This window comes from Kitasatospora sp. NPDC056181, assembly GCF_042266225.1.
Taxonomy (GTDB): Bacteria; Actinomycetota; Actinomycetes; order Streptomycetales; family Streptomycetaceae; genus Kitasatospora.
Map to the genome: position 1 here is coordinate 89,905 of NZ_JBHJUK010000007.1, position 18,023 is coordinate 107,927.

16 protein-coding genes are annotated in these 18,023 nt (G+C 73.9%); 1 reads left to right on the plus strand and 15 read right to left on the minus strand.

Annotated features, from left to right (window positions below; genetic code table 11):
• Positions 1-4: 4 nt before the first annotated feature.
• From hypF to ACFC1F_RS05420, 15 genes are all read right to left on the minus strand, one after another.
• Positions 5-2,320 carry a carbamoyltransferase HypF gene (gene hypF / locus ACFC1F_RS05350; RefSeq protein WP_376155856.1) on the minus strand — a complete coding sequence of 772 codons (2,316 nt, stop codon included), beginning with the start codon at positions 2,318-2,320 and terminating at the stop codon, positions 5-7.
• Positions 2,317-3,063: a hydrogenase nickel incorporation protein HypB gene (hypB, locus tag ACFC1F_RS05355; RefSeq protein WP_376155858.1), complete on the minus strand. Its 747-nt coding sequence runs from the start codon at positions 3,061-3,063 to the stop codon at positions 2,317-2,319. Before hypB ends, hypF begins: the two co-directional genes overlap by 4 nt.
• Before the next feature lie 62 nt (positions 3,064-3,125).
• Positions 3,126-3,473 (minus strand): hydrogenase maturation nickel metallochaperone HypA, encoded by a 348-nt coding sequence (locus ACFC1F_RS05360; protein WP_376155859.1) that lies wholly within the window; start codon positions 3,471-3,473, stop codon positions 3,126-3,128.
• 98 nt (positions 3,474-3,571) lie between these two features.
• Complete coding sequence (locus ACFC1F_RS05365) at positions 3,572-3,694, minus strand: DUF6893 family small protein (protein WP_376155861.1); 123 nt, start codon at positions 3,692-3,694, stop codon at positions 3,572-3,574.
• Complete coding sequence (locus ACFC1F_RS05370) at positions 3,688-4,194, minus strand: hydrogenase maturation protease (RefSeq protein ID WP_209413861.1); 507 nt, start codon at positions 4,192-4,194, stop codon at positions 3,688-3,690. Before ACFC1F_RS05370 ends, ACFC1F_RS05365 begins: the two co-directional genes overlap by 7 nt.
• A gap of 90 nt (positions 4,195-4,284) precedes the next feature.
• Positions 4,285-5,655, minus strand: a complete 1,371-nt coding sequence (locus ACFC1F_RS05375) for a hypothetical protein (RefSeq protein ID WP_376155863.1) — start codon at positions 5,653-5,655, stop codon at positions 4,285-4,287.
• Positions 5,652-6,329 carry a DUF6084 family protein gene (locus ACFC1F_RS05380; RefSeq protein WP_376155864.1) on the minus strand — a complete coding sequence of 226 codons (678 nt, stop codon included), beginning with the start codon at positions 6,327-6,329 and terminating at the stop codon, positions 5,652-5,654. The genes ACFC1F_RS05375 and ACFC1F_RS05380 overlap by 4 nt, the downstream gene beginning before the upstream one ends.
• The gene (locus ACFC1F_RS05385) at positions 6,326-6,973 is read right to left on the minus strand and encodes a DUF5947 family protein (protein WP_374106075.1); all 648 of its coding nucleotides are present in this window, start codon (positions 6,971-6,973) and stop codon (positions 6,326-6,328) included. The genes ACFC1F_RS05380 and ACFC1F_RS05385 overlap by 4 nt, the downstream gene beginning before the upstream one ends.
• Positions 6,970-7,437, minus strand: a complete 468-nt coding sequence (locus ACFC1F_RS05390) for a thioredoxin (RefSeq protein ID WP_209413864.1) — start codon at positions 7,435-7,437, stop codon at positions 6,970-6,972. Before ACFC1F_RS05390 ends, ACFC1F_RS05385 begins: the two co-directional genes overlap by 4 nt.
• Positions 7,434-9,218: a nickel-dependent hydrogenase large subunit gene (locus ACFC1F_RS05395; protein ID WP_376155867.1), complete on the minus strand. Its 1,785-nt coding sequence runs from the start codon at positions 9,216-9,218 to the stop codon at positions 7,434-7,436. Before ACFC1F_RS05395 ends, ACFC1F_RS05390 begins: the two co-directional genes overlap by 4 nt.
• A 141-nt stretch (positions 9,219-9,359) precedes the next feature.
• Positions 9,360-10,406, minus strand: coding sequence for a hydrogenase expression protein HypE (locus ACFC1F_RS05400; protein WP_209413866.1), 1,047 nt, complete (start codon positions 10,404-10,406; stop codon positions 9,360-9,362).
• Positions 10,407-10,539: 133 nt separating this feature from the next.
• Entirely contained in the window at positions 10,540-12,231 is a 1,692-nt protein-coding gene (locus ACFC1F_RS05405; RefSeq protein WP_376155869.1) for an enoyl-CoA hydratase-related protein, read from the minus strand.
• A 232-nt stretch (positions 12,232-12,463) separates the two neighbouring features.
• Positions 12,464-14,053, minus strand: coding sequence for an alpha/beta fold hydrolase (locus ACFC1F_RS05410; RefSeq protein ID WP_376155871.1), 1,590 nt, complete (start codon positions 14,051-14,053; stop codon positions 12,464-12,466).
• On the minus strand, positions 14,050-15,477 hold the full coding sequence (locus ACFC1F_RS05415) for an alpha/beta fold hydrolase (RefSeq protein WP_376155873.1): 1,428 nt from the start codon (positions 15,475-15,477) through the stop codon (positions 14,050-14,052). Before ACFC1F_RS05415 ends, ACFC1F_RS05410 begins: the two co-directional genes overlap by 4 nt.
• A gap of 515 nt (positions 15,478-15,992) precedes the next feature.
• Positions 15,993-16,751 carry an MBL fold metallo-hydrolase gene (locus tag ACFC1F_RS05420; protein WP_209413868.1) on the minus strand — a complete coding sequence of 253 codons (759 nt, stop codon included), beginning with the start codon at positions 16,749-16,751 and terminating at the stop codon, positions 15,993-15,995.
• A gap of 91 nt (positions 16,752-16,842) precedes the next feature.
• Here ACFC1F_RS05420 and ACFC1F_RS05425 point away from each other — a divergent pair, with 91 nt between their 5' ends.
• Complete coding sequence (locus ACFC1F_RS05425) at positions 16,843-17,787, plus strand: cupin domain-containing protein (protein WP_376155875.1); 945 nt, start codon at positions 16,843-16,845, stop codon at positions 17,785-17,787.
• The last annotated feature ends 236 nt before the right edge of the window (positions 17,788-18,023 follow it).

Consider the following 18,023-nt stretch of genomic DNA (forward strand, 5'->3'; position numbering starts at 1 on the left):
GCTCTCACTCCTCCCGGGTGGCCGACCGGGCGGCCACCATCAGCTGGCCGAGCGCCAGCCCTCCGTCGTTGGGCGGCACCCGGCGGTGCCGCAGCACGGTGAAACCGTCCTCCCGGAGGCCGCGCGCGCAGCCCGAGGAGAGCAGCGCATTGGCGAAGACGCCGCCGCTGAGGGCCACCGTGGTGGTGCCGTGGCGGTCCCGGACGGCCGCGCAGATCCGCCGGACCAGGTCGGCCACGGCGGTGTGGAAACGCGCGGCGACCAGCCCGGCGCAGGCGCCCGCGGTCAGGTCCGCCACGACGCCGGCCAGCACCGGCCCGGGGTCGGCGGTCCAGCCGTCCTCCCGGGGCAGCAGCCCGAACCCGTAGCCCGCCGCGGGGCCGAACCCGGCGGCCGCCGCCTCCAGTTCGATCGCCGCCTGGGCCTCGTACCCGGCCCGGTGGCAGACCCCCGCGAGCGAGGAGACCGCGTCGAACAGCCGCCCCATGCTGGACGTCGGCACGCAGTTCAGCCCGCGCTCCAACTGTCGCTCCAGTAGCTTGAGTTCGTCTTCGGGGCAGGCCTCGACCGGCGGCAGTCCGGGCGCCCAGGGCAGCCCGGCCGCCCGCAGGTGCGCGAGCGCCGTCCGGTACGGGCGCTCGACGGCGGCGTCCCCGCCCGGCAGCGGCACGTACCCGAGGTGGGCGAGGCGCCGGAACCCGTCGTAGTCGGCCAGCAGCACCTCCCCGCCCCAGATCGCGCCGTCCTCTCCGTAGCCGGTGCCGTCGAAGGCCACCCCGAGCACCGGCCGGCCGCCGTCCAGGCCGTGTTCGGCCATCACCGCGGCGATGTGGGCGTGATGGTGCTGCACCCGGCGCACCGGCCGGCCGGCGGCGGTCCGCTCGGCGTGCCGGACCGAGCGGTAGCCGGGGTGCCGGTCGGCGACGAGCAGCTCCGGGCGCACCCCGCTGACCGTGCCGAGCTGCTCGACCGCACGGTCGAAGGCGCGCAGTGTGGCCAGGTCGTCCATGTCGCCGATGTGCCCGGACAGCCAGGCGTAGCCGTCCCGGGCCAGCGCGAAGGCGTTCTTCAGGTCGCCGCCGACCGCCAGCACGGGTCGGACGGGCACCGGCAGCGGGAGCGGCAGCGGGGCGTACCCGCGCGAGCGGCGCAGCGGCAGCTGCTCGCCGTCCACCACCCGCACCACGGAGTCCTCGCAGGGCACGTGGATCGGCCGGTCGTGGCGGAGCCAGCCGTCGACCAGCGGGGCGAGCCCGGTCAGCGCCTCCCGGTCGTCGGTGACGATCGGCTCGCCGGAGAGGTTGGCGCTGGTCATCACCAGGAGGTCCGGCCCCGGGGCGGCGAGCAGCAGGTGGTGCAGCGGGGTGTACGGGAGCATCACTCCGAGGTCGGGGCTGCCGGGGGCGACCGCCGGGAGTTGCTCGGCGGACCCGCCGGGGCGGCGCAGGAGGACGATCGGCCGGACCGGTCCGGTGAGCAGTTCCCGCTCGACCGGGCCGACCGGCAGCAGTTGCTCGACGGTGGCGAGGTCACGGGCCATCAGGGCGAACGCCTTGTCGCCGCGCCGCTTGCGCCGGCGCAGCAGGGCGACGGCCCGGGCGTCGCGCGCGTCGCAGGCGAGGTGGTAGCCGCCGAGGCCCTTGACGGCGAGGACCGCCCCGTCGGCCAGCAGCCGGCGGGCCTGCGTCAGCGCTTCCTCCCCGCCCGCGTCGGCCCGGCCGGGGACGGTCAGCGCGAGGCGCGGACCGCAGGCGTGGCAGGCGACGGGTTGGGCGTGGAAGCGGCGGTCGGCGGGGTCGGTGTACTCCCGGGCGCAGTCCGCGCACATCGGGAAGTCCGCCATGGTGGTGTTGGCCCGGTCGTACGGCAGGCCGGTCACGATGGTGTGCCGGGGGCCGCAGTTGGTGCAGCTGATGAAGGGGTGCCGGTGGCGCCGGTCGGCCGGGTCGGCGAGCTCGGCCAGGCAGTCGGCGCAGACGGCGACGTCGGGCGGGATCAGGGTGGCGCGGGGGCCGTCGGCCCTGGACGGGGTGATGGTGAAGCCGGTGGCGCCGGTGGCGGCGAGCGGCGCGTGCTCGACCGAGGCGACCTGGGCGAGCGGCGGTGCGTCGCTGGCCACCCGTCGGCAGAAGGCGTCGAGCGCGTCCCGGCCGCCCTCGACCTCGGCGAGCACGCCCTCGCCGGTGTTGGTGACGCTGCCGGCCAGCCCGAGTTCGCCGGCCAGGGTGAAGACGAACGGCCGGAAGCCGACCCCCTGGACGAGGCCGCGGACGGCGACCCGCCGCCGCTCGCGGTCGAGTTCCGGGTGGCCGGCCGTCACCGGGGCGCCTGCACCGGGTCGTGGTGGTGACCGCCGTGGTGGTGACCGCCGCCGTGGTCGGCCGCCATCACCGGCCGGTGCACCTCGGCGCCGTCCAGTACGGCCAGGGCGCGCTCCAGCAGCGCTCCGACGCCGTCGCCGGTGCGGGCGGAGGTGTGCAGCACCTCCACCCCGGGGTTGACGCGCTGGACGTTCGCCAGGAACGCCGCCTCGTCGAACTCCGCGGCCGCGGCGAGGTCCGCCTTGGTCACCAGCACCAGGTTGGCCAGCCCGAACGCGGTCGGGTACTTGAGCGGCTTGTCCTCGCCCTCGGTCACCGAGGCCAGCACCACCCGCAGCGATTCACCGAGGTCGTAGGAGGCCGGACAGACCAGGTTGCCGACGTTCTCCACGAACAGCAGCCGGCAGTCCTGCGGCAGCCAGCCGTCCAGGTGCCCCGCGAGCATCCGCGCCTCCAGGTGGCAGAGCCCGTCGGTGAGCACCTGCTTCACGGGTGCGCCGGAACGGGCCAGCCGCAGCGCGTCGTTCTCGGTGGCGAGGTCGGCGGTCAGCGCGGCGACCGGCACACCGCGTTGCCGGGCCAGTCCCAACTCGGCCTCCAGCAGCGCGGTTTTGCCGCTGCCGGGACTGGACAGCAGGTTCACCGCCACCGTCCCCCGGGCGGTCAGAGCCGCCCGCAGTTCGCGGGCGCTGTCGTCGTTGCGGGCGAGGACCGCCTGGCGGAGGTCGACCGTCTGACACATCGCGTCAGCCTTTCTGTTCGGCCCGGACGCCGGAGCGCCGGGGCGTATCCGGAAGACTCTTCCTAAGCCCACTCGACGTCGAGGATCTGGAGCTCGCGCCCGGACAGCAGCTCGACGCCGCCGCCCCCGGAGCACTTCGGGCAGCCGAGGTCCGGCGGCATGCCGACGGCCCATTCGACGGCGCAGGGCGCGCACCGGGCCCGCGCCACGACCGGCTCGGTGACCAGCGCCGCGCCCTCCACCAGCGTTCCGGCGCAGGCCAGTTCGAAGCAGAAGTCGAGCGCCTCGGGGACGACCCCGGCCAGCTCGCCCACCTGCAGCCGCACCCGCGCCACCCCGGGGACCCCGTGCTGGCGCGCGGCCTCGTCCACCTGCTCGACGACGGCGGCGGCGATCGACATCTCGTGCATCGGTCCCTTCCCGGGGCGGACGGCAACGGGCCCCATTACAGGGCGCAGTGGCGGCGACGGCTCGAAGCCGCGCCGCCACAGCGCCCCGGGGAGCACCCTTAGCAGCCAAACCGGCCACACAAACCCGAGATCTTCAGGTACCGCCTGATGTCCGGCAGGCTCTGCCAGACCAGCACGCCGATCCCCGCCAGCAGGGCCGCGCAGAACAGTTTCCTCACCATGGTGTCGTCTCCCTCTCCAGTTGCGTGGCCTCGTCCACGACTCGCAGGACCACGTGGACCGCCTCCTCGACGGCGGCGGCGACGGGCTCGCTCAGCCCGATGCCCTCCTCCAGTGACGCCGGCTCGCAGCCGACCACCAGCACCCGCCCGGGCGGCTCGCCGCCGGTGCCGGCGGCGAGCGTGGCGAGCAGCCCGAGCACGGCGTCCGGCCCCATCCGGTGCCCGTCCAGCACCGGCGCCTCCAGCGGCTCGGCGGCCGCCTCGATGAGGTAGACCGTGCCGGGCACCCCGCCGCGGCAGGTGGCGTCGACCAGGACGGCGGTCCGGTAGCCGTCGAGCAGCCGGTACGCCAGGTCCACACCGCGCACACCGACGTCGACAGTCTCGACGCCGTCCGGCAGCGGGTGGGCCCGGATCCGCCGGACGGTCTCGACCCCGAAGCCGTCGTCGCCGAGGAAGATGTTGCCCACCCCGGCGACCAGCACCTTGTTCCCGCTCATGCGCCCACCTCGCTCCGCCCACTCATGCGCCCTCCTCACTTCCCACGCCGGGCGCTTCGCACGACACACACCACTCGACGGCGCGCTCGCTCACGACTCCTCCAGCGGGGTCACCTCGTCGGGCTGGAAGTAGCGGAAGCGTCCCTGCGCCCGCCACAGGTCCGCGCCCGGGTCGTCCTCCACGGTGACGGCCAGGTGCACCGAGCCGTCGACGTCGTGCAGCACCGCCTCCACGACGCCGGTGCGCCCGTCCAGGAAGAGGTCCTGGGCGTCGGTGCGCCGCCGTCCCGGTCGCAGCAGCACCCGGCTGCCGGCGCCGACCGGGTGGCCGTCGACCAGCACCCGGTCCCGCTCGGGGTCGACCTGCGGGTCGTTGCCCGGGTCCCACCAGGGCTGCTCCGCGTCGCCGGCGCCGCCGGTGACCTCGCGCAGCCCGCGGATGGCGCCGTGCAGGCGTTCCAGCACCTCGGGCGGCATGGTCTCGGCCAGGTCGATCACGGCCCCGGCCCGCTCGTCGGTGCCCCGGGCCTCCCGTTTCTCCTCCTCGGTCAGGGCCGCCGTCCGCAGCGCCAGGATCTCGTCGATCTCGGTGGCGTCGTAGAGGGTGCCGAGGCTCTCCGGGGCGACCCGCGGGTGGTCCTCCAGGATGATCGGCGAGGACAGCACCACCTGGCGCCCGCCGTCCGGTCCGGCCAGGACGGGCCAGGTGCGCTCGTTGCGGCACCGCTCGACGGCCGGCCGGGCCCACTCGGGCGGATCGGTGACGGACAGGAAGCCGCCGTGTTCCAGCCCGAGCAGCAGGTGGGCGGAGACCAGGGAGCGCGGCAGCGCCTCCTCGCGCCCGGCGCGCCGGTGCGGCGTCCACGCGGAGGTGTTCTCCACCACCGCCGTCAGGCGCTGCGCCAGGTACGGGACGGGCAGTTCCTCGACCCTCAACCGCACTATGCCGTCGACCCGTTCGCGCCGCCGGACCAGCCGCCCGACGGGCGTGCCGTGCTCGTGCAGCAGCTCCGTCGTGCCGACGCCCGGCAGCCGGAACCCCCGCTGCACTCCTTCCCCGATCAGTTCCTCGACCGGCAGCAGGAGTTCGATCCGCTCCTCGACGCCCTCGTCCCATTCGACGAGTACCCGGTCGGCCAGCTCCAGCCGCTCCACGGGCTCGAACCCGCCGGTGGCGGTGACCCGTTCGACGGTTCGCCGTTGTACGCGCAGGAAGCGCAGCTCGACCGCCAGCCGGTCGCCGAGGCGCGCCTCCATCACGCACTCGGTGCGCTGGTGGGAGTGCTCGCCGCCCTGCAGGGTGTACTCGGGCGGCACCAGGACGCCGAACTGCCAGCGCAGCCGGTTCTTCGCCGCCGACGCGCGGTACGGGTAGAGCACGTAGCCCTCCAGCAGTACCGCGTCGGCGATCTGCCGGGCGGCCGTGAAGCCGTGCTCGATCCCCTCGGGGAAGTCGCTCACCGGACGCCCTCCCCGACCGCCGCCGCCGCCGCGAGCAGTTCGCGCACGGTCGCCTCCCAGGAGGGCAGGGCCCGCCGGGAGCGGTAGGCCACCAGGTCGTCCATCACGTCGCCGGGCAGTCGGAGCCAGCCGCAGCCGGGGAAGTGCTGCTCGATCGCCTCCCGCCAGACCCGCACCGGCATCCGCACCCGGGCCTCCTTGTCCCAGGGCACCGGGGTGACCTGGAAGCCGCCGGGGCCGGCGAAGGCAGTACCGGAGAAGAGCAGCAGCAGCGGCACCTCGTCGCCGTCCAGCGCCCGGAAGTAGCGGGCGGAGGCCACCTCCAGGTCGTAGCTGCACGGCACCGCCAGGTCGGCCTCGGTCTCCCCGTCGAAGCCGGGCACCAGCAGCGGCACGGTGGCGAACTGGATCGGGTTGAGCGTGGAGGCCCAGCGCTCCCGTTCGCCGAACAGGTCGGTCAGCCGCCCGCCCTCGGCGGCGGCGTACGACCGGCGGCCCGGTTCGATCCGCAGCTGGCACTGGAGGGCGAGGGCGTGCACCCGGGTGTCGGCCGGCGCCGTGATCCGCAGCCGGAACACCAGGGTCGGCGCCGCCGCGTACGGGTCGGACCGCACGCCGGTGCAGGTGAAGCCGAGGGCGCACCCCTCGACGGTTCGCTCACTCCGTTCACTCATGCCGTAACCTCCGCGCGCAGCGGGCGGGCCCGGGCGGCCAACCGCTCGAAGAACGCGTCGAGTTCGGCCCGCGCCTCGGCCCCGCCGTCGAAGCCGTGCCAGCACCTCCGTAGTCGGCCGACCAGCTCGTAGCAGACGTCGATCGGCACCAGGAAGCACGCAACGCCCCGGTCGGTGCGGCGCAGCAGCAGCGCCTCGACGTCCGGTTCCAGGGCCGCGGCCAGCCGGCTGGCGCCGAGGGCGCGTTCCCAGGCCTCCTCGTCCACCTCGCTCTCGGTGGCGCCGGCCGGCCCGGGGTAGAAGGCGAGCAGCCGGTCCAGGACGGCGTTGCGGAACAGGAACGCCGTGCCGACCGGGATCCCCAGGACCGACCAGGCCCGTTCGTCCAACTCGCCCTCCGGGTCCGCGAGGTAGCGGTCCGGTACGGTGCGGAAGCGGCCGCCGGCCGCGCCCGGCTGCTGGAACAGCAGGCTGCAGGCGGTGCAGGTGCAGGTCAGGGCGCGTTCCTCGACGTCCACCAGGTGGCGGTGGCCGGCGGGCAGGTCCCGGCCGCAGAACCCGCACCGCTCGGGCCGCGGCGGCGCCGGCTCGCGCAGCCGGCGCAGCAGGGCGGTCCCGTCGCGGGAGACCCGGCGGGTGTTCACCGGGCCTCCGCGGGCTGCGGCGGGCGGGTGGCGATCTGGAGCAGCTGCGGGGCGCGTTCCAGCTCCAGGGCCGTCACCTCGGGCGCGTGGCAGGCGAGCGCCGCCTCGACGTCCTGCTCCCCGCAGCCGCAGCCGGAGGCGGTGCGGCGCACCCGCAGGGTGCCGGTGTCCGGTTCGAAGCCGAGCACCTCGATCCGCTCGGGAAGGTTGGCGAGTGCCCGCTCGATCCGGGCGGTCACGTCCTCGGGGTGCAGGTCGTGCAGGAGCAGCAGCCCGGCCACCGCGGGGTCGTCGAGCATCTGCTCCAGGGCGGGCGGGGGCAGGGCCGGGACGAGCCTGGCCAGGCCCTCGCCGTAGAACTCCATGAGGTCGCGGACGAGTTGCTCGCCCGCGTGCTCGGCGCCGCTGCCGGCCAGGGCGTCCAGGGCCTCCTGGATCCGCAGCCCGGTCTGTTCGGCCGTCATGCGGTGAGCCCGCTCAGGCCGGTGGGCACGTGCATGGTCTGCAGGGTGCGACCGCCGACGTACATGTGCACGCCGCAGGGCAGGCAGGGGTCGAAGCTGCGCACCGCGCGCATGATGTCGATGCCCTTGAAGTTCTCCGGGGAGTTCTCCTCGAAGATCGGCGTGTTCTGCACCGCGTCCTCGTACGGTCCCGGCGTGCCGTAGCTGTCGCGGACGCTGGCGTTCCACGGGGTGGGCGGGTAGGGGTGGTAGTTGGCGATCTTGCCGTCGCGGATCACCATGTGGTGCGAGAGCACGCCGCGCACGGCCTCGGTGAAGCCGCAGCCGATGGACTCGTCCGGCACCTCGAAGCGCTCCCAGGTCTGGCTGCGCCCGGCGCGGACCTCGTCGAGCGCCTTCTCGGCGAAGTGCAGGGCGGCGGCGGCCGCGTAGGCCTGGAAGTAGGTGCGGGCCCGGTTGCGCTCGATGGCGTTGCTCCACTGCGGGATCTTCCACTCGAAGGTGACCTCGGGCTTGGTCATCGAGCGGGGCAGGTTGATCTGGACGCTGTGGCCGGTGGCCTTGACGTAGCCGATGTCGACCAGCCCGGACAGGGCGGTGGACCACAGCCGGGCGAGGGGGCCGCCGCCGGTGTCGAGGGCGAGGTGGTCCTTGCCGTCGAACCAGCGCGGGGACATCACCCAGCTGTACTTGTCGTCGAAGTTGCGCTTCTGCGGCTGGGGGATGGTGTGCTGGTTCCACGGGTGCCGGGGGTCGACCGGGTTGCCCAGCGGGTCGTGGGTGACGAAGAGCTCCTTGCCCTGCCAGTCCTCGTAGTAGGAGCTGCCGAGCAGGATCCGGATGCCGAGGTTGATCTGCGTCAGGTCGTTGGTGACGAGCTTGCCGTCGACGACGACACCGGGGGTGACGAACATCCTGCGGCCCCAGTCCGTCATGTTGCGGTACGTGAAGTCGCAGTGGTCCGGGTCGTTGAGGCTGCCCCAGCAGCCGAGCAGGACCCGCCGGCGGCCGACCTCCTCGTAGCCGGGGAGGGCCTGGTAGAAGAAGTCGAAGAGGTCGTCGTGCAGCGGCACGACCTTCTTCATGAACTCGACGTAGCGCATCAGCCGGGTCAGGTAGTCGGTGAACAGCTGCACCGTCGCCACCGTGCCGACGCCGCCCGGGTAGAGCGTGGAGGGGTGCACGTGGCGGCCCTCCATCAGGCAGAACATCTCCCGGGTGTAGCGGCTGACCTGGAGCGCCTCGCGGTAGAACTCGCCCTCGATCGGGTTGAGCGAGCGCATGATGTCGGCGATCGTCTTGTAGCCGTGGTCGCCGGCGTGCGGGGCCTCGGTGCGCTCGGCCAGTTCCAGGACGCCCGGGTTGGTCTCGCGGACCATCTTCTCGCAGTAGTCGACCCCGACCAGGTTCTCCTGGAAGATGTTGTGGTCGAACATGTACTCCGCGGCCTCGCCGAGGTTGATGATCCACTCGCCCAGGTGCGGGGGCTTCACGCCGTACGCCATGTTCTGGGTGTAGACCGAACAGGTGGCGTGGTTGTCGCCGCAGATCCCGCAGATCCGGCTGGTGATGAAGTGCGCGTCGCGCGGGTCCTTGCCGCGCATGAAGACGCTGTAGCCGCGGAAGACCGAGGAGGTGCTGTAGCACTCCGCGACCCTCTTCTGCTTGAAGTCGATCTTCGTGTGGATGCCGAGGCTGCCCACGATCCGGGTGATCGGGTCCCAGGACATCTCCGTCAGGCCGCTGCCGTCGCCGGCCGCCCTGGTCGTCGGTGTTGCCATCGTGTCTGCGTGTCCTTGTCTAGGGGGTCTTCGAGGTCTACGGGGTCTACGGGGTCTACGGGGTCTACGAGGTCTGCGGGGTCTGCGAGCGGGGCGGAGGCCGACGGGGCCGCACACCGGTCGGTGTGCGGCCCTCGCCTGTCACCAGGGCGGGCGGTAGCCCGTGGTCAGGTGGCGGCCGGTGCGGCGCCACTTCGGTTCCTTGTCGACGGTCTTCTGGGTGATCGTGCGCAGCCGCCGGATCAGCGATCCGTACGCGGTGCTGGCGCTGGTGGAGACCCGCGAGCCGGGCGGCGGGTCCATGAAGGGCATGAACTTGTCCGGGAAGCCCGGCATGGTGCAGGCGATGCAGATGCCGCCCACGTTCGGGCAGCCGCCGACGCCGTTGATCCAGCCGCGCTTGGCGACGTTGCACTTGACGACCGGCCCCCAGCAGCCGAGCCGCACCAGGCACTCGGGCGTGCCGTAGTCGGTGGCGAACTGGCCCTGCTCGTAGTAGCCGCCGCGGTCGCAGCCCTCGTGCACGGTGGCGCCGAACAGCCAGGCGGGCCGCAGCTTGTCGTCGAGCGGAATCATCGGCGCCGACCCGGCCAGCTGGTACAGCAGGTAGGTGAGCGTCTCGGCGAAGTTGTCGGGCTGGATCGGGCAGCCCGGCACGCAGACGATCGGCAGCCCGGCCTTGGACTTCCAGTCCCAGCCGAGGTAGTCCGGCACGCCCATCGCGCCGGTCGGGTTGCCGGCCATCGCGTGGATGCCGCCGTACGTGGCGCAGGTGCCGATCGCCACCACGGCGGTCGCCTTGGGAGCGAGCCGGTCCAGCCACTCACTGGTGGTGATGGGCTGGCCGGTGGCCGGATCGTCGCCGAAGCCGCACCAGTAGCCCTCCTTCTTGATCTTCTCGTTGGGAATGGACCCCTCGACGACCAGGACGAACGGTTCGACCTCGCCGCGGTCGGCCTTGAAGAACCACTCGACGAAGTTGTCCGCGCCCTGGACCGGGCCGCACTCGAAGTCGATCAGCGGCCAGTGCACCGCGACCTTCGGCAGGCCGGGCAGCGCGCCGGTGACGATCTCCTCGATGCTCGGCTGCATCGCGGCGGTCAGTGCGACGGAGTCGCCGTCGCAGCTGAGGCCGGCGTTGATCCAGAGAATGTGCACCACGTCGGTGTCGGTTGTTGCAGCACCCATGAGGATGCCTCCTCGGGGATGGGAGCCGGACGAAATGGCTCGAAGACAAGTCATAGCAACGGTTGGGATCGAACGCCGGTCCGGAAAGCCGAAGGGGTCACCCGGGCGCCGCAAGCGGGCGGGGCCGTTCGGGTCACATCGGCGCGGCGGACCCGGCGGGCGCGGGGCGCTTGCGCACGAACGCGGACCGCAGCGCGTGGTACGGCGATTCGGGGGTGAAGAACTGCCGGTGCATCACCGCGAGCTCCTCCTCGCGGTACGCCTCCAGCGGCTTGGCCCGCTCGTCGGCCTCGCGGGCGGCCTTCTTCGCCGCGATCCGGCGCTGGGCGGTGGGCGAGGCGGCGAGCAGCCCGGCCAGGCGGGCCACACTCGGCCCGAACTCCTGCGGCCCGCAGTCGAGCATCCGGTCGACCAGGCCGATCCGCCCGGCGGCCGCCGCGGACACCGGCAGCGCCTGACGGGTCAGCCGTTCGGCCTCCGCCGCGCCCACCCGGCGCGGGAGGGTGTACGTCCAGTACTCCGAGCCGTACAGCCCCATCAGCCGGTAGTGCGGGTTGAGGACGGAGCCGTGGCGGCACCACACCTCGTCAGCGGCCAGGGCCAGCATCACCCCGCCGGCCGCCGCGTTCCCCGCGACGGCGGCGACCACCAGCCGGTCGGTGGTGGTGAGGACCTCGGCGACCAGGTCGTCCATCGCCGTGATGTTGGCCCAGGACTCGGCGGCCTGGTCCGGTGCGGCCTCGATGACGTTGAGGTGGATGCCGTTGGAGAAGAAGTCCCGGCCGCCGCCGAGCACCAGCACCGAGGTCGGGCGGGCGGCGGCGAAGCGGTACGCCTCCAGCAACCGCCGGCAGTGGTCGGTGGACATCGCCCCGCCCGGGAACGAGAAGCGCAGGAAGCCCACCGGGCCGTCCTCGCGGTAGCGGATGTCCGACCATGCAGCGCCCTCCCGCCCGCCCCGCATCAGCGGCACCGGCACCTCCGGGACGGGCGGCAGCAGGGCGCCGAGCGCCGTCACGGCCGGAAGCTTGAAGGTCGCGGGGCCGCCGGGCGTACGGCGGCGGCGGAGTTCGGGGATCCACACTGCGCCGTCCGGGGTAGCGCGGCACACGGCGCCGGCGCGGGTGGCGAGCAGTTCGCCCGGACGGCCGCGCAGCACCGGCTCGCGGTGCCCGCCGTGCAGGTACCACTCGCCGCCGCACAGCGCGTCGAGCACCCCGGGTTGGGAGTCCGCCGCGCGGAGCCTGCGCAGCACCGTCCCGGTGGAGTCGCCGGCCCAGTCGATCCGGCGCTCCTCCTGCCGCAGGAGGGGCCGGGTGCGCACCGGGTGGCGCCAGCCGGGGCCGTGCTGCGGCTGGGGCGTGTGGCAGCCCGAGGCGACCCGCTCCACGGCGAGCAGCGCGGCCGCGACGGCCGCGTCGGAGACCTCGTTGCGGTACAGGTCGCTCTTGCCGCGCTCGGGCAGCCGGCAGGGCGCCCACGCCCAGACCGGCCCGGCGTCCATCTCCGCCTCGGCCTGGAGCACCGTGACGCCCCACTCGGCCCGGCCGTCCTGGATCGCCCGGTCGAGGGAGGAGGGGCCGCGGTCGCCCGGCGGGCCGGGATGGACGATCAGGCAGGTGAGCGCCGACCAGACGTCCTGCGGGATCGCCGTCCGGAGCATCGGGGCGAGCAGCAGGTCCGGCTGCAGGCGGGCCAGCGAGGCCCGCAACTCGTCGTCATCACCCGCCAGTTGGACGTCCACGAGGTGCCGCCGCTCGCGCAGTTCGGCGTACAGCCGCTGGCTGAGGCTGTTGAACGCGCTGGCGAGGAGCAGGATCCGCATGTCCGCCTCCGACGATGTGGGCCTCCGGTAACCCGGCGATCATGGCCCCGCACCCGCCCGGCCCCGGCCCCGTCCGGCCCGCCGCGCCGCCCGTTCACCCGGGCGGCGGCGGGACCACCGGCGGCGGAACGTCACGGGTCCGGCCCCGCCGTTCGCACGGCGGGGCCGGACCCGGTGTCTTCGGCAGTCCTCCGGCGAGGGTGTTCCTCCCGGACCGGCCGGCCGCTCGGCCTCAGGCCCCGATCTCGAACTCGGGCGGCTGGAGACACGCGAGGCACTCCGTGTCCGGCGCGGTCGGAGTGTCGAAGAACGACCGGGTGATCGACTGCGCGCACGGCGAGTCGGCGAAGACCACGTGGGCGACGTAGGGGACGGTGACCTCGGTGGACCGGCTCAGCGTACGGGCGGCGTACGGCCCGCTGCTCGGTGCGGTCTGGGAGTCGAACCCGCCCGACAGGACGAGCGTCGGGATGTCGCTGCGCGTCACGTCCCGGACCGAGCGCGGTGCCGCGGGGACGTCCCAGGCGCGGCAGTCCGCGTGCAGCCAGGCGAGCAGCGGTGCGTTGGCCAGCACCGACTCGGGGAACGACGGGAACGCGCGCCGCCCCGCCTCGATCACGTCGGCCTCGCTCTCGAACGGTGTCCACTCACCGCAGAAGACGCCGTAGGAGAGCCCGTACGACAGTCTCCCCATGGCCTGCGGGCTGAGCTTCCCGCCCGCCCACTGCTCGGCGATCCGCTGCGGGTTGCCGTGCGCCAGCTCGTCGATGGAGCGGGGCACGCCGGCCGCCAGGTGGCTGGCGAAGGTCAGCCAGTTCACCAGCACTCCGCCGTCCAGCACGACCTCCACCGGGTCCGGGTGGTCCGGGACCGTGACGGTGGTGGTGACCGGCCGGGCTTCGAGCTCACTGACGAGGCGCTCGAAGGTGGCCTTCAGGTCCGGGTAGCGGTCGTTGCAGGCGGGCTGCTCCGCGCAGGCCTTGAAGATGCCGTCGAAGCCCTCCCGTGCGGCTTTCCAGGTCACGGCTCCCCCGGCCAGGGACGGTGGCAGGACGCCGTCGATGCCGACCGACCGGAGGCCCTCCGGGTGCAGGCGCATGTAGAGGAGCGCCAGGTCGGTGCCGTAGGAGATGCCGAACACGTTCCACCGCTGGATGCCGAGCGAGACGCGCAGGTCGGCGTAGTCGGCGGCGCTCTCGGTGCTGTTGTACGCGCCGAGGTCGGCCCCGCGGCCCACCAGCTGGTCGCGGCAGACCTGCGTCGCCTCGACGTGCAGGCGCCCGGTGGACGGCGCACCGTAGACGAGGCCGAGGGCGTCCGCGTTGAACTGGTCGACGTTCGGGCAGGTGAGGGCCGGGTCGGCCGAGTAGGTCCCCCGCTGGGACATGAAGATCACGTCCCGGTCGTGGTTCAGGCCGCCGGCGACCGCCAACCGGATCTCGGAGTTCGCGTCGTCGCCGGGGCCGCCGGCGAACCACACGATCGGGTCGGGCGCCCGCTTCTGCGTGGCCGGCACGATCGCGACCGCGAGGGTGATCCTCCGTCCCCTGGGGTGGGACCGGTTCTCGGGCACCGTGAGCGTTCCGCAGCGGGCCCCCTCCAGTTCGGGGGTCGGGTCCGCCGTCCGCGGGCAGGGGCCCGGCTCGAACCGGGCGTGGCCCGCCGTCCTGGCGACCGTGCCGAGCGGCTCCTCGGCGCCGTCCCCGGCCTGGGCGGGCAGGGCGGCGAGGCCGGCGAGGAGGACACCGGCCGCGGCCCCGGCCAGCGTGGTCCGGAGCCGTCGGACGGTGCGGCGGCGGTGGGGCGGGCGGACGGGCATCATGCGGTCTCCGGCTCAGGGGCGATGGTGAACGGTTGGGGCTCCAGCCCCGCCACGCAGGCGGTGTCGGGCGCGGTCGGGCGCGCGAGGAAGGAGGCCAGGACGCTCTGCGCGCAGGGCGACTGGGGCACGACGAAGTGGCCGATTCCCGGGATCAGCACGGTGGTCGAGCGGGACAGCGTCCGGGCCGTGTACGGGCCCCAGCTCGCCCCGGTCTTCGCGTCGAAGCTTCCGGAGACGACGAGCGCCGGAACACTGCTGCGGGTGGCCACCCGCTGGACGGCGGTGCGGTCCGGGACGTTCCAGGCGCGGCAGACGTCGTGCTCGAAGGGCAGCTGCGGGGCCTGGGCCAGGACCGTGTCCGGCCACCCGGGGAAGGCCCGGCGCCCCGCCTGGAGCAGGTCGGCCTCCGAGTGGCCCGGCACCCATTCGCTGCAGGCCACCGACTGCGTCAGACCGTGGGCGACCTCGCCGATGACGGGCGCCGCGCCGGCGGCCTGGGCGCGGGCGAAGCGCTCCGGGTTCCCGTGCGCGAGTTCGTCGAGCGCTGCGGGGACGTCAACGGCCTTGACGGCGTTGGCGACCAGCAGGTTCACCAGCGCGCCCCCGTCGAGGACGACCTTCACCGGGGCGCCTCCCCCCGGGGGCTGCGCGCTCACCGTGAGGGGGTGCGCCTCCAGCCGCCGGACCTGCTCCGTCAGCGTGCGCGGGAGGTCCGGGTAACGGTCCCTGCACTGGGGCTGGGCCGCGCACGCCGAGAAGATCGCACCGATCCCCTCCCGGGCGCTGTCCCAGGTCCATGGCAGGCTCACGATCTGCGGGGGTACGACCGAGTCGATCGCCACCGAGCGGATGCCCTCGGGGTGCAGGCGCAGGTAGGTGAGGGCCAGTTCGGTGCCGTAGGAGTACCCGTAGACGTTCCACCGCCCGATGCCCAGCGCCCTGCGCAGGTCGGCGAAGTCGGCGGCGTTCTCGGTGGTGTTGTAGGCGCTCAGCTCGACCCCGTCGGCCGTCAGCCGGTCACGGCACTCCCGGGCCGCGCGCACCAGGAGCCGACCGGTCGACGGCGCGTCGTACCGCAGCCCCACGGCGGTCGCGTTGAACCGGTCGATCTCCGGACAGGCGAGGCTCGGCCGGGAGTGCAGCGTCCCCCGCTGCGCCATGACGATCAGTTCGTGGTCGCGGTTGACACCGGAGGCGACCAGGAAGGGAATGCTCCCGAACGCGTCGCCGCCGGGACCCCCCTCCATGAACACCACCGGCTCCGCGGCCGGCGTCGCCGACACGGCCGGAACGACCGCCACGGCCAGCCGGATCGTCCGCCCGCCCCGCCCGCCGGGTTCGTGCGGCTCGCGGCTCTCGGGCACCTCCAGGAACCCGCACCGCCCGGGGACCGGCTCGGGCGTCTCGGGGCAGGGCCCGGGCATGAACCGCGCCGGAGCCTCTGACAGGGGCTCACGGACGGGCGGTGACACCGCACTGCTCGGCGTCGGGCCGACCGCGCCCAGGAAGGCCAGGCCGGCCGCGGCGAGCGCCACCCCGGTGCGCGAACCCCCGGGGCGCCGCCGCGCGGACCGGTGCCCCACCCGTCTTCGTCCGGACCTGCCGATCCCGCGGACGGACGGCAGGCAGCCCGGGCTGATGCCCTGATCCCTCATGTGATCTCGTCTCTCTCACGTCGCGCAGGGGGACGGCACTGCGCGGTTCTGCCCGCCGCGTGGTTCGTGCGGGCACTGCACGGCCAGCGTGCGTCGACGGGGAGACGCCCACCACTCGTGGGCTCCACACGGAGCAGGCCGGCGTCACGCCCCGGGCGCGCTCCCGCCGCCCCGGTCCCGATCCGCTCGAACTCCGTCTCCGCGCAGGGTCGGCGCCGGCATCGGGACCACCTCGGCCGGCCGGTCGCGGCACGAGCGCTGTCGAACGCCGGCCGGTCGACCGGTCACCGAGGAGCCGCTTCCGCCCGGGTGCGCAGCCGGCCGCGGGCGGCGAGCCCGTCCAGCCGGTGCTGTTCCCGGGCCGCCCAGCGCTCCACCCGCGCCGGGTCCAGCGGCCCGCCGTGGCCGACGTGCAGAGTGGTCGGCTTCAGCGCGAGCATGGCCCGCAGGCTGGCCAGGTTGCCGACCGGGTCGTCGTGGAACGGCGGGTTGGCCGGCCTGCGATGGGCCGTACCGAGGAACGAGGTGGCGACCAGGTCGCCCGCGACGAGCTCGCCCTCGTCGGTGAGCACCGACATCGACCCGGCGGTGTGCCCCGGGGTGGGCATGATCCGGGCGTCGACGCCGTGCTCGGACAACGTCGTGGGCCCGTCGACCAGCAGGTCCGGCCGGAAGGGTTCGGCGTGCTCGTGGAAGGCGTCCAGCCGGTCCAGGAAACGGCCGAACCGCCCGGTGGGAAGGTACGGTTCCCGGATCCGGCCGGTCGTGTAGGGCCCGATGTCCGCGATGTGCGCGATCACCGGGGCCCCGGTGGCCCGGCGCAGTTCCGCGGCGGATCCGAAGTGGTCGATGTGGGCGTGGGTGATGACGATCGCCGAGACGTCGCCGGGCCCGATGCCGTGCTCGGCGATCCGCGCCAGGATCTTCGCACCGCTGCCCGGGATGCCGGTGTCGACCAGGACGGCCCTACGGCCCAGCAGCAGGAAGGCGTTGACGTTGTGTTTGCCCATGACCGGTACCGGAACGACTGTGGTGTGTGCCATGAAGGTGACACTATGTCCGCCCGTTGAGCCTCTCCATGCCTGTCCGAGGCGGATTCCTGTCCGTTCGTCTCACCACGGGTAGTGTGCGGGTATGGATGTCCTCGCCGATGTGCTGTCCGCCACGAAGATCGGCGGCACCGTCACCGCCAGGGTGCATGCCGCCGGGCCGTGGGGGATCGAGTTCCCGCGCCTGCCCTCGGCCGTGTTCCACCACGTCTCCCGGGGCAGCTGCTGGCTGCGTCTGCCGGGCGCCGCCCCGCTCCCCCTGACGGCAGGTGACCTCGTCCTGCTGCCGGCCGGCACCGGCCACGAGATGGCCGGCGACCCGACGGGACCGACGGTCCGGTTCGAGGACGTCACCCGGGCGCAGCGCAGCGGACCGGGCACACCGATCGACTTCCCCGGGCCCGGGCCCCGGACCCGCCTCGTCTGCGGCGGCTACCGCTTCGACACCCACGCCTCCCACCCGCTGCTGTCCCTGCCGCCGGTGCTGCTGCTGCGCGACGACCCCTCGGCGCGCCGGCACGACCTCACCGAGACGCTGCGCATGCTGACCGCCGAACTCGCCGACCCGGCTCCGGGCTCACAGACCATCACCGACCGGCTGGTCGACGTCCTCTTCGTCCACGTCCTGCGTCAGTGGGAGGCCTCCCGGGACGCCCCGGACCGCGGCGCCGGCTGGTGGGCGGCCCTGCGCGACGCCGAGGTCGCCGCCGCGATCTCCCTCATCCACGAAGGACCCGGGCGGGCGTGGACCGTGGACGCCCTGGCCCGCGAGGTCGGCGTCTCCCGGGCCACCCTGTCCCGCCGCTTCACCCGCCTCGTCGGCGAGCCCCCGCTGGCCTACCTCACACGCTGGCGCCTGGAGATCGCCGCACGAAGGCTCCGGGACACAAAGGACTCCGTCACCCGCATCGCCAACAGCGTGGGCTACACCTCCGAGTTCGCCTTCTCCCGCGCGTTCGCCCGCCACCGCGGCACCCCGCCCAGCCGCTACCGGGCCACCCACTCGGCCCTGGGTGCGGGTCGCGGCTGAGCGGCTCCGCGCGGATCGCCCCGGGGTCGGTCCGAGGTCGGTGCGGGGTCGCTACGGGGTCGGTACGGGGTGACCCGCGGTCGGGCCGCCGGGCGTCACGGAGCCGGTCGCGCGGACGGCGGAGAGGGCCGGCGCCTCGGTGCGGTGTGGCATCCCTCACCCTTTCGACTCCCGGGCCGTTCGGCCCCCTACGATCCTCGGCGCGGGCACCCGCAAGATCGAACGACCCGTCGTGT

Excerpts from the sequence above, each read along its gene's own strand:
- hypB (WP_376155858.1), bottom strand. The coding sequence starts at position 3,063 with ATGTGTCAGACGGTCGACCTCCGCCAGGCGGTCCTCGCCCGCAACGAC.
- ACFC1F_RS05360 (WP_376155859.1), bottom strand. The coding sequence starts at position 3,473 with ATGCACGAGATGTCGATCGCCGCCGCCGTCGTCGAGCAGGTGGACGAG.
- ACFC1F_RS05365 (WP_376155861.1), bottom strand. The coding sequence starts at position 3,694 with ATGGTGAGGAAACTGTTCTGCGCGGCCCTGCTGGCGGGGATCGGCGTG.
- ACFC1F_RS05370 (WP_209413861.1), bottom strand. The coding sequence starts at position 4,194 with ATGAGCGGGAACAAGGTGCTGGTCGCCGGGGTGGGCAACATCTTCCTC.
- ACFC1F_RS05380 (WP_376155864.1), bottom strand. The coding sequence starts at position 6,329 with ATGAGTGAACGGAGTGAGCGAACCGTCGAGGGGTGCGCCCTCGGCTTC.
- ACFC1F_RS05390 (WP_209413864.1), bottom strand. The coding sequence starts at position 7,437 with ATGACGGCCGAACAGACCGGGCTGCGGATCCAGGAGGCCCTGGACGCC.
- ACFC1F_RS05395 (WP_376155867.1), bottom strand. The coding sequence starts at position 9,218 with ATGGCAACACCGACGACCAGGGCGGCCGGCGACGGCAGCGGCCTGACG.
- ACFC1F_RS05400 (WP_209413866.1), bottom strand. The coding sequence starts at position 10,406 with ATGGGTGCTGCAACAACCGACACCGACGTGGTGCACATTCTCTGGATC.
- ACFC1F_RS05405 (WP_376155869.1), bottom strand. The coding sequence starts at position 12,231 with ATGCGGATCCTGCTCCTCGCCAGCGCGTTCAACAGCCTCAGCCAGCGG.
- ACFC1F_RS05410 (WP_376155871.1), bottom strand. The coding sequence starts at position 14,053 with ATGATGCCCGTCCGCCCGCCCCACCGCCGCCGCACCGTCCGACGGCTC.
- ACFC1F_RS05415 (WP_376155873.1), bottom strand. The coding sequence starts at position 15,477 with ATGCCCGGGCCCTGCCCCGAGACGCCCGAGCCGGTCCCCGGGCGGTGC.
- ACFC1F_RS05420 (WP_209413868.1), bottom strand. The coding sequence starts at position 16,751 with ATGGCACACACCACAGTCGTTCCGGTACCGGTCATGGGCAAACACAAC.
- ACFC1F_RS05425 (WP_376155875.1), top strand. The coding sequence starts at position 16,843 with ATGGATGTCCTCGCCGATGTGCTGTCCGCCACGAAGATCGGCGGCACC.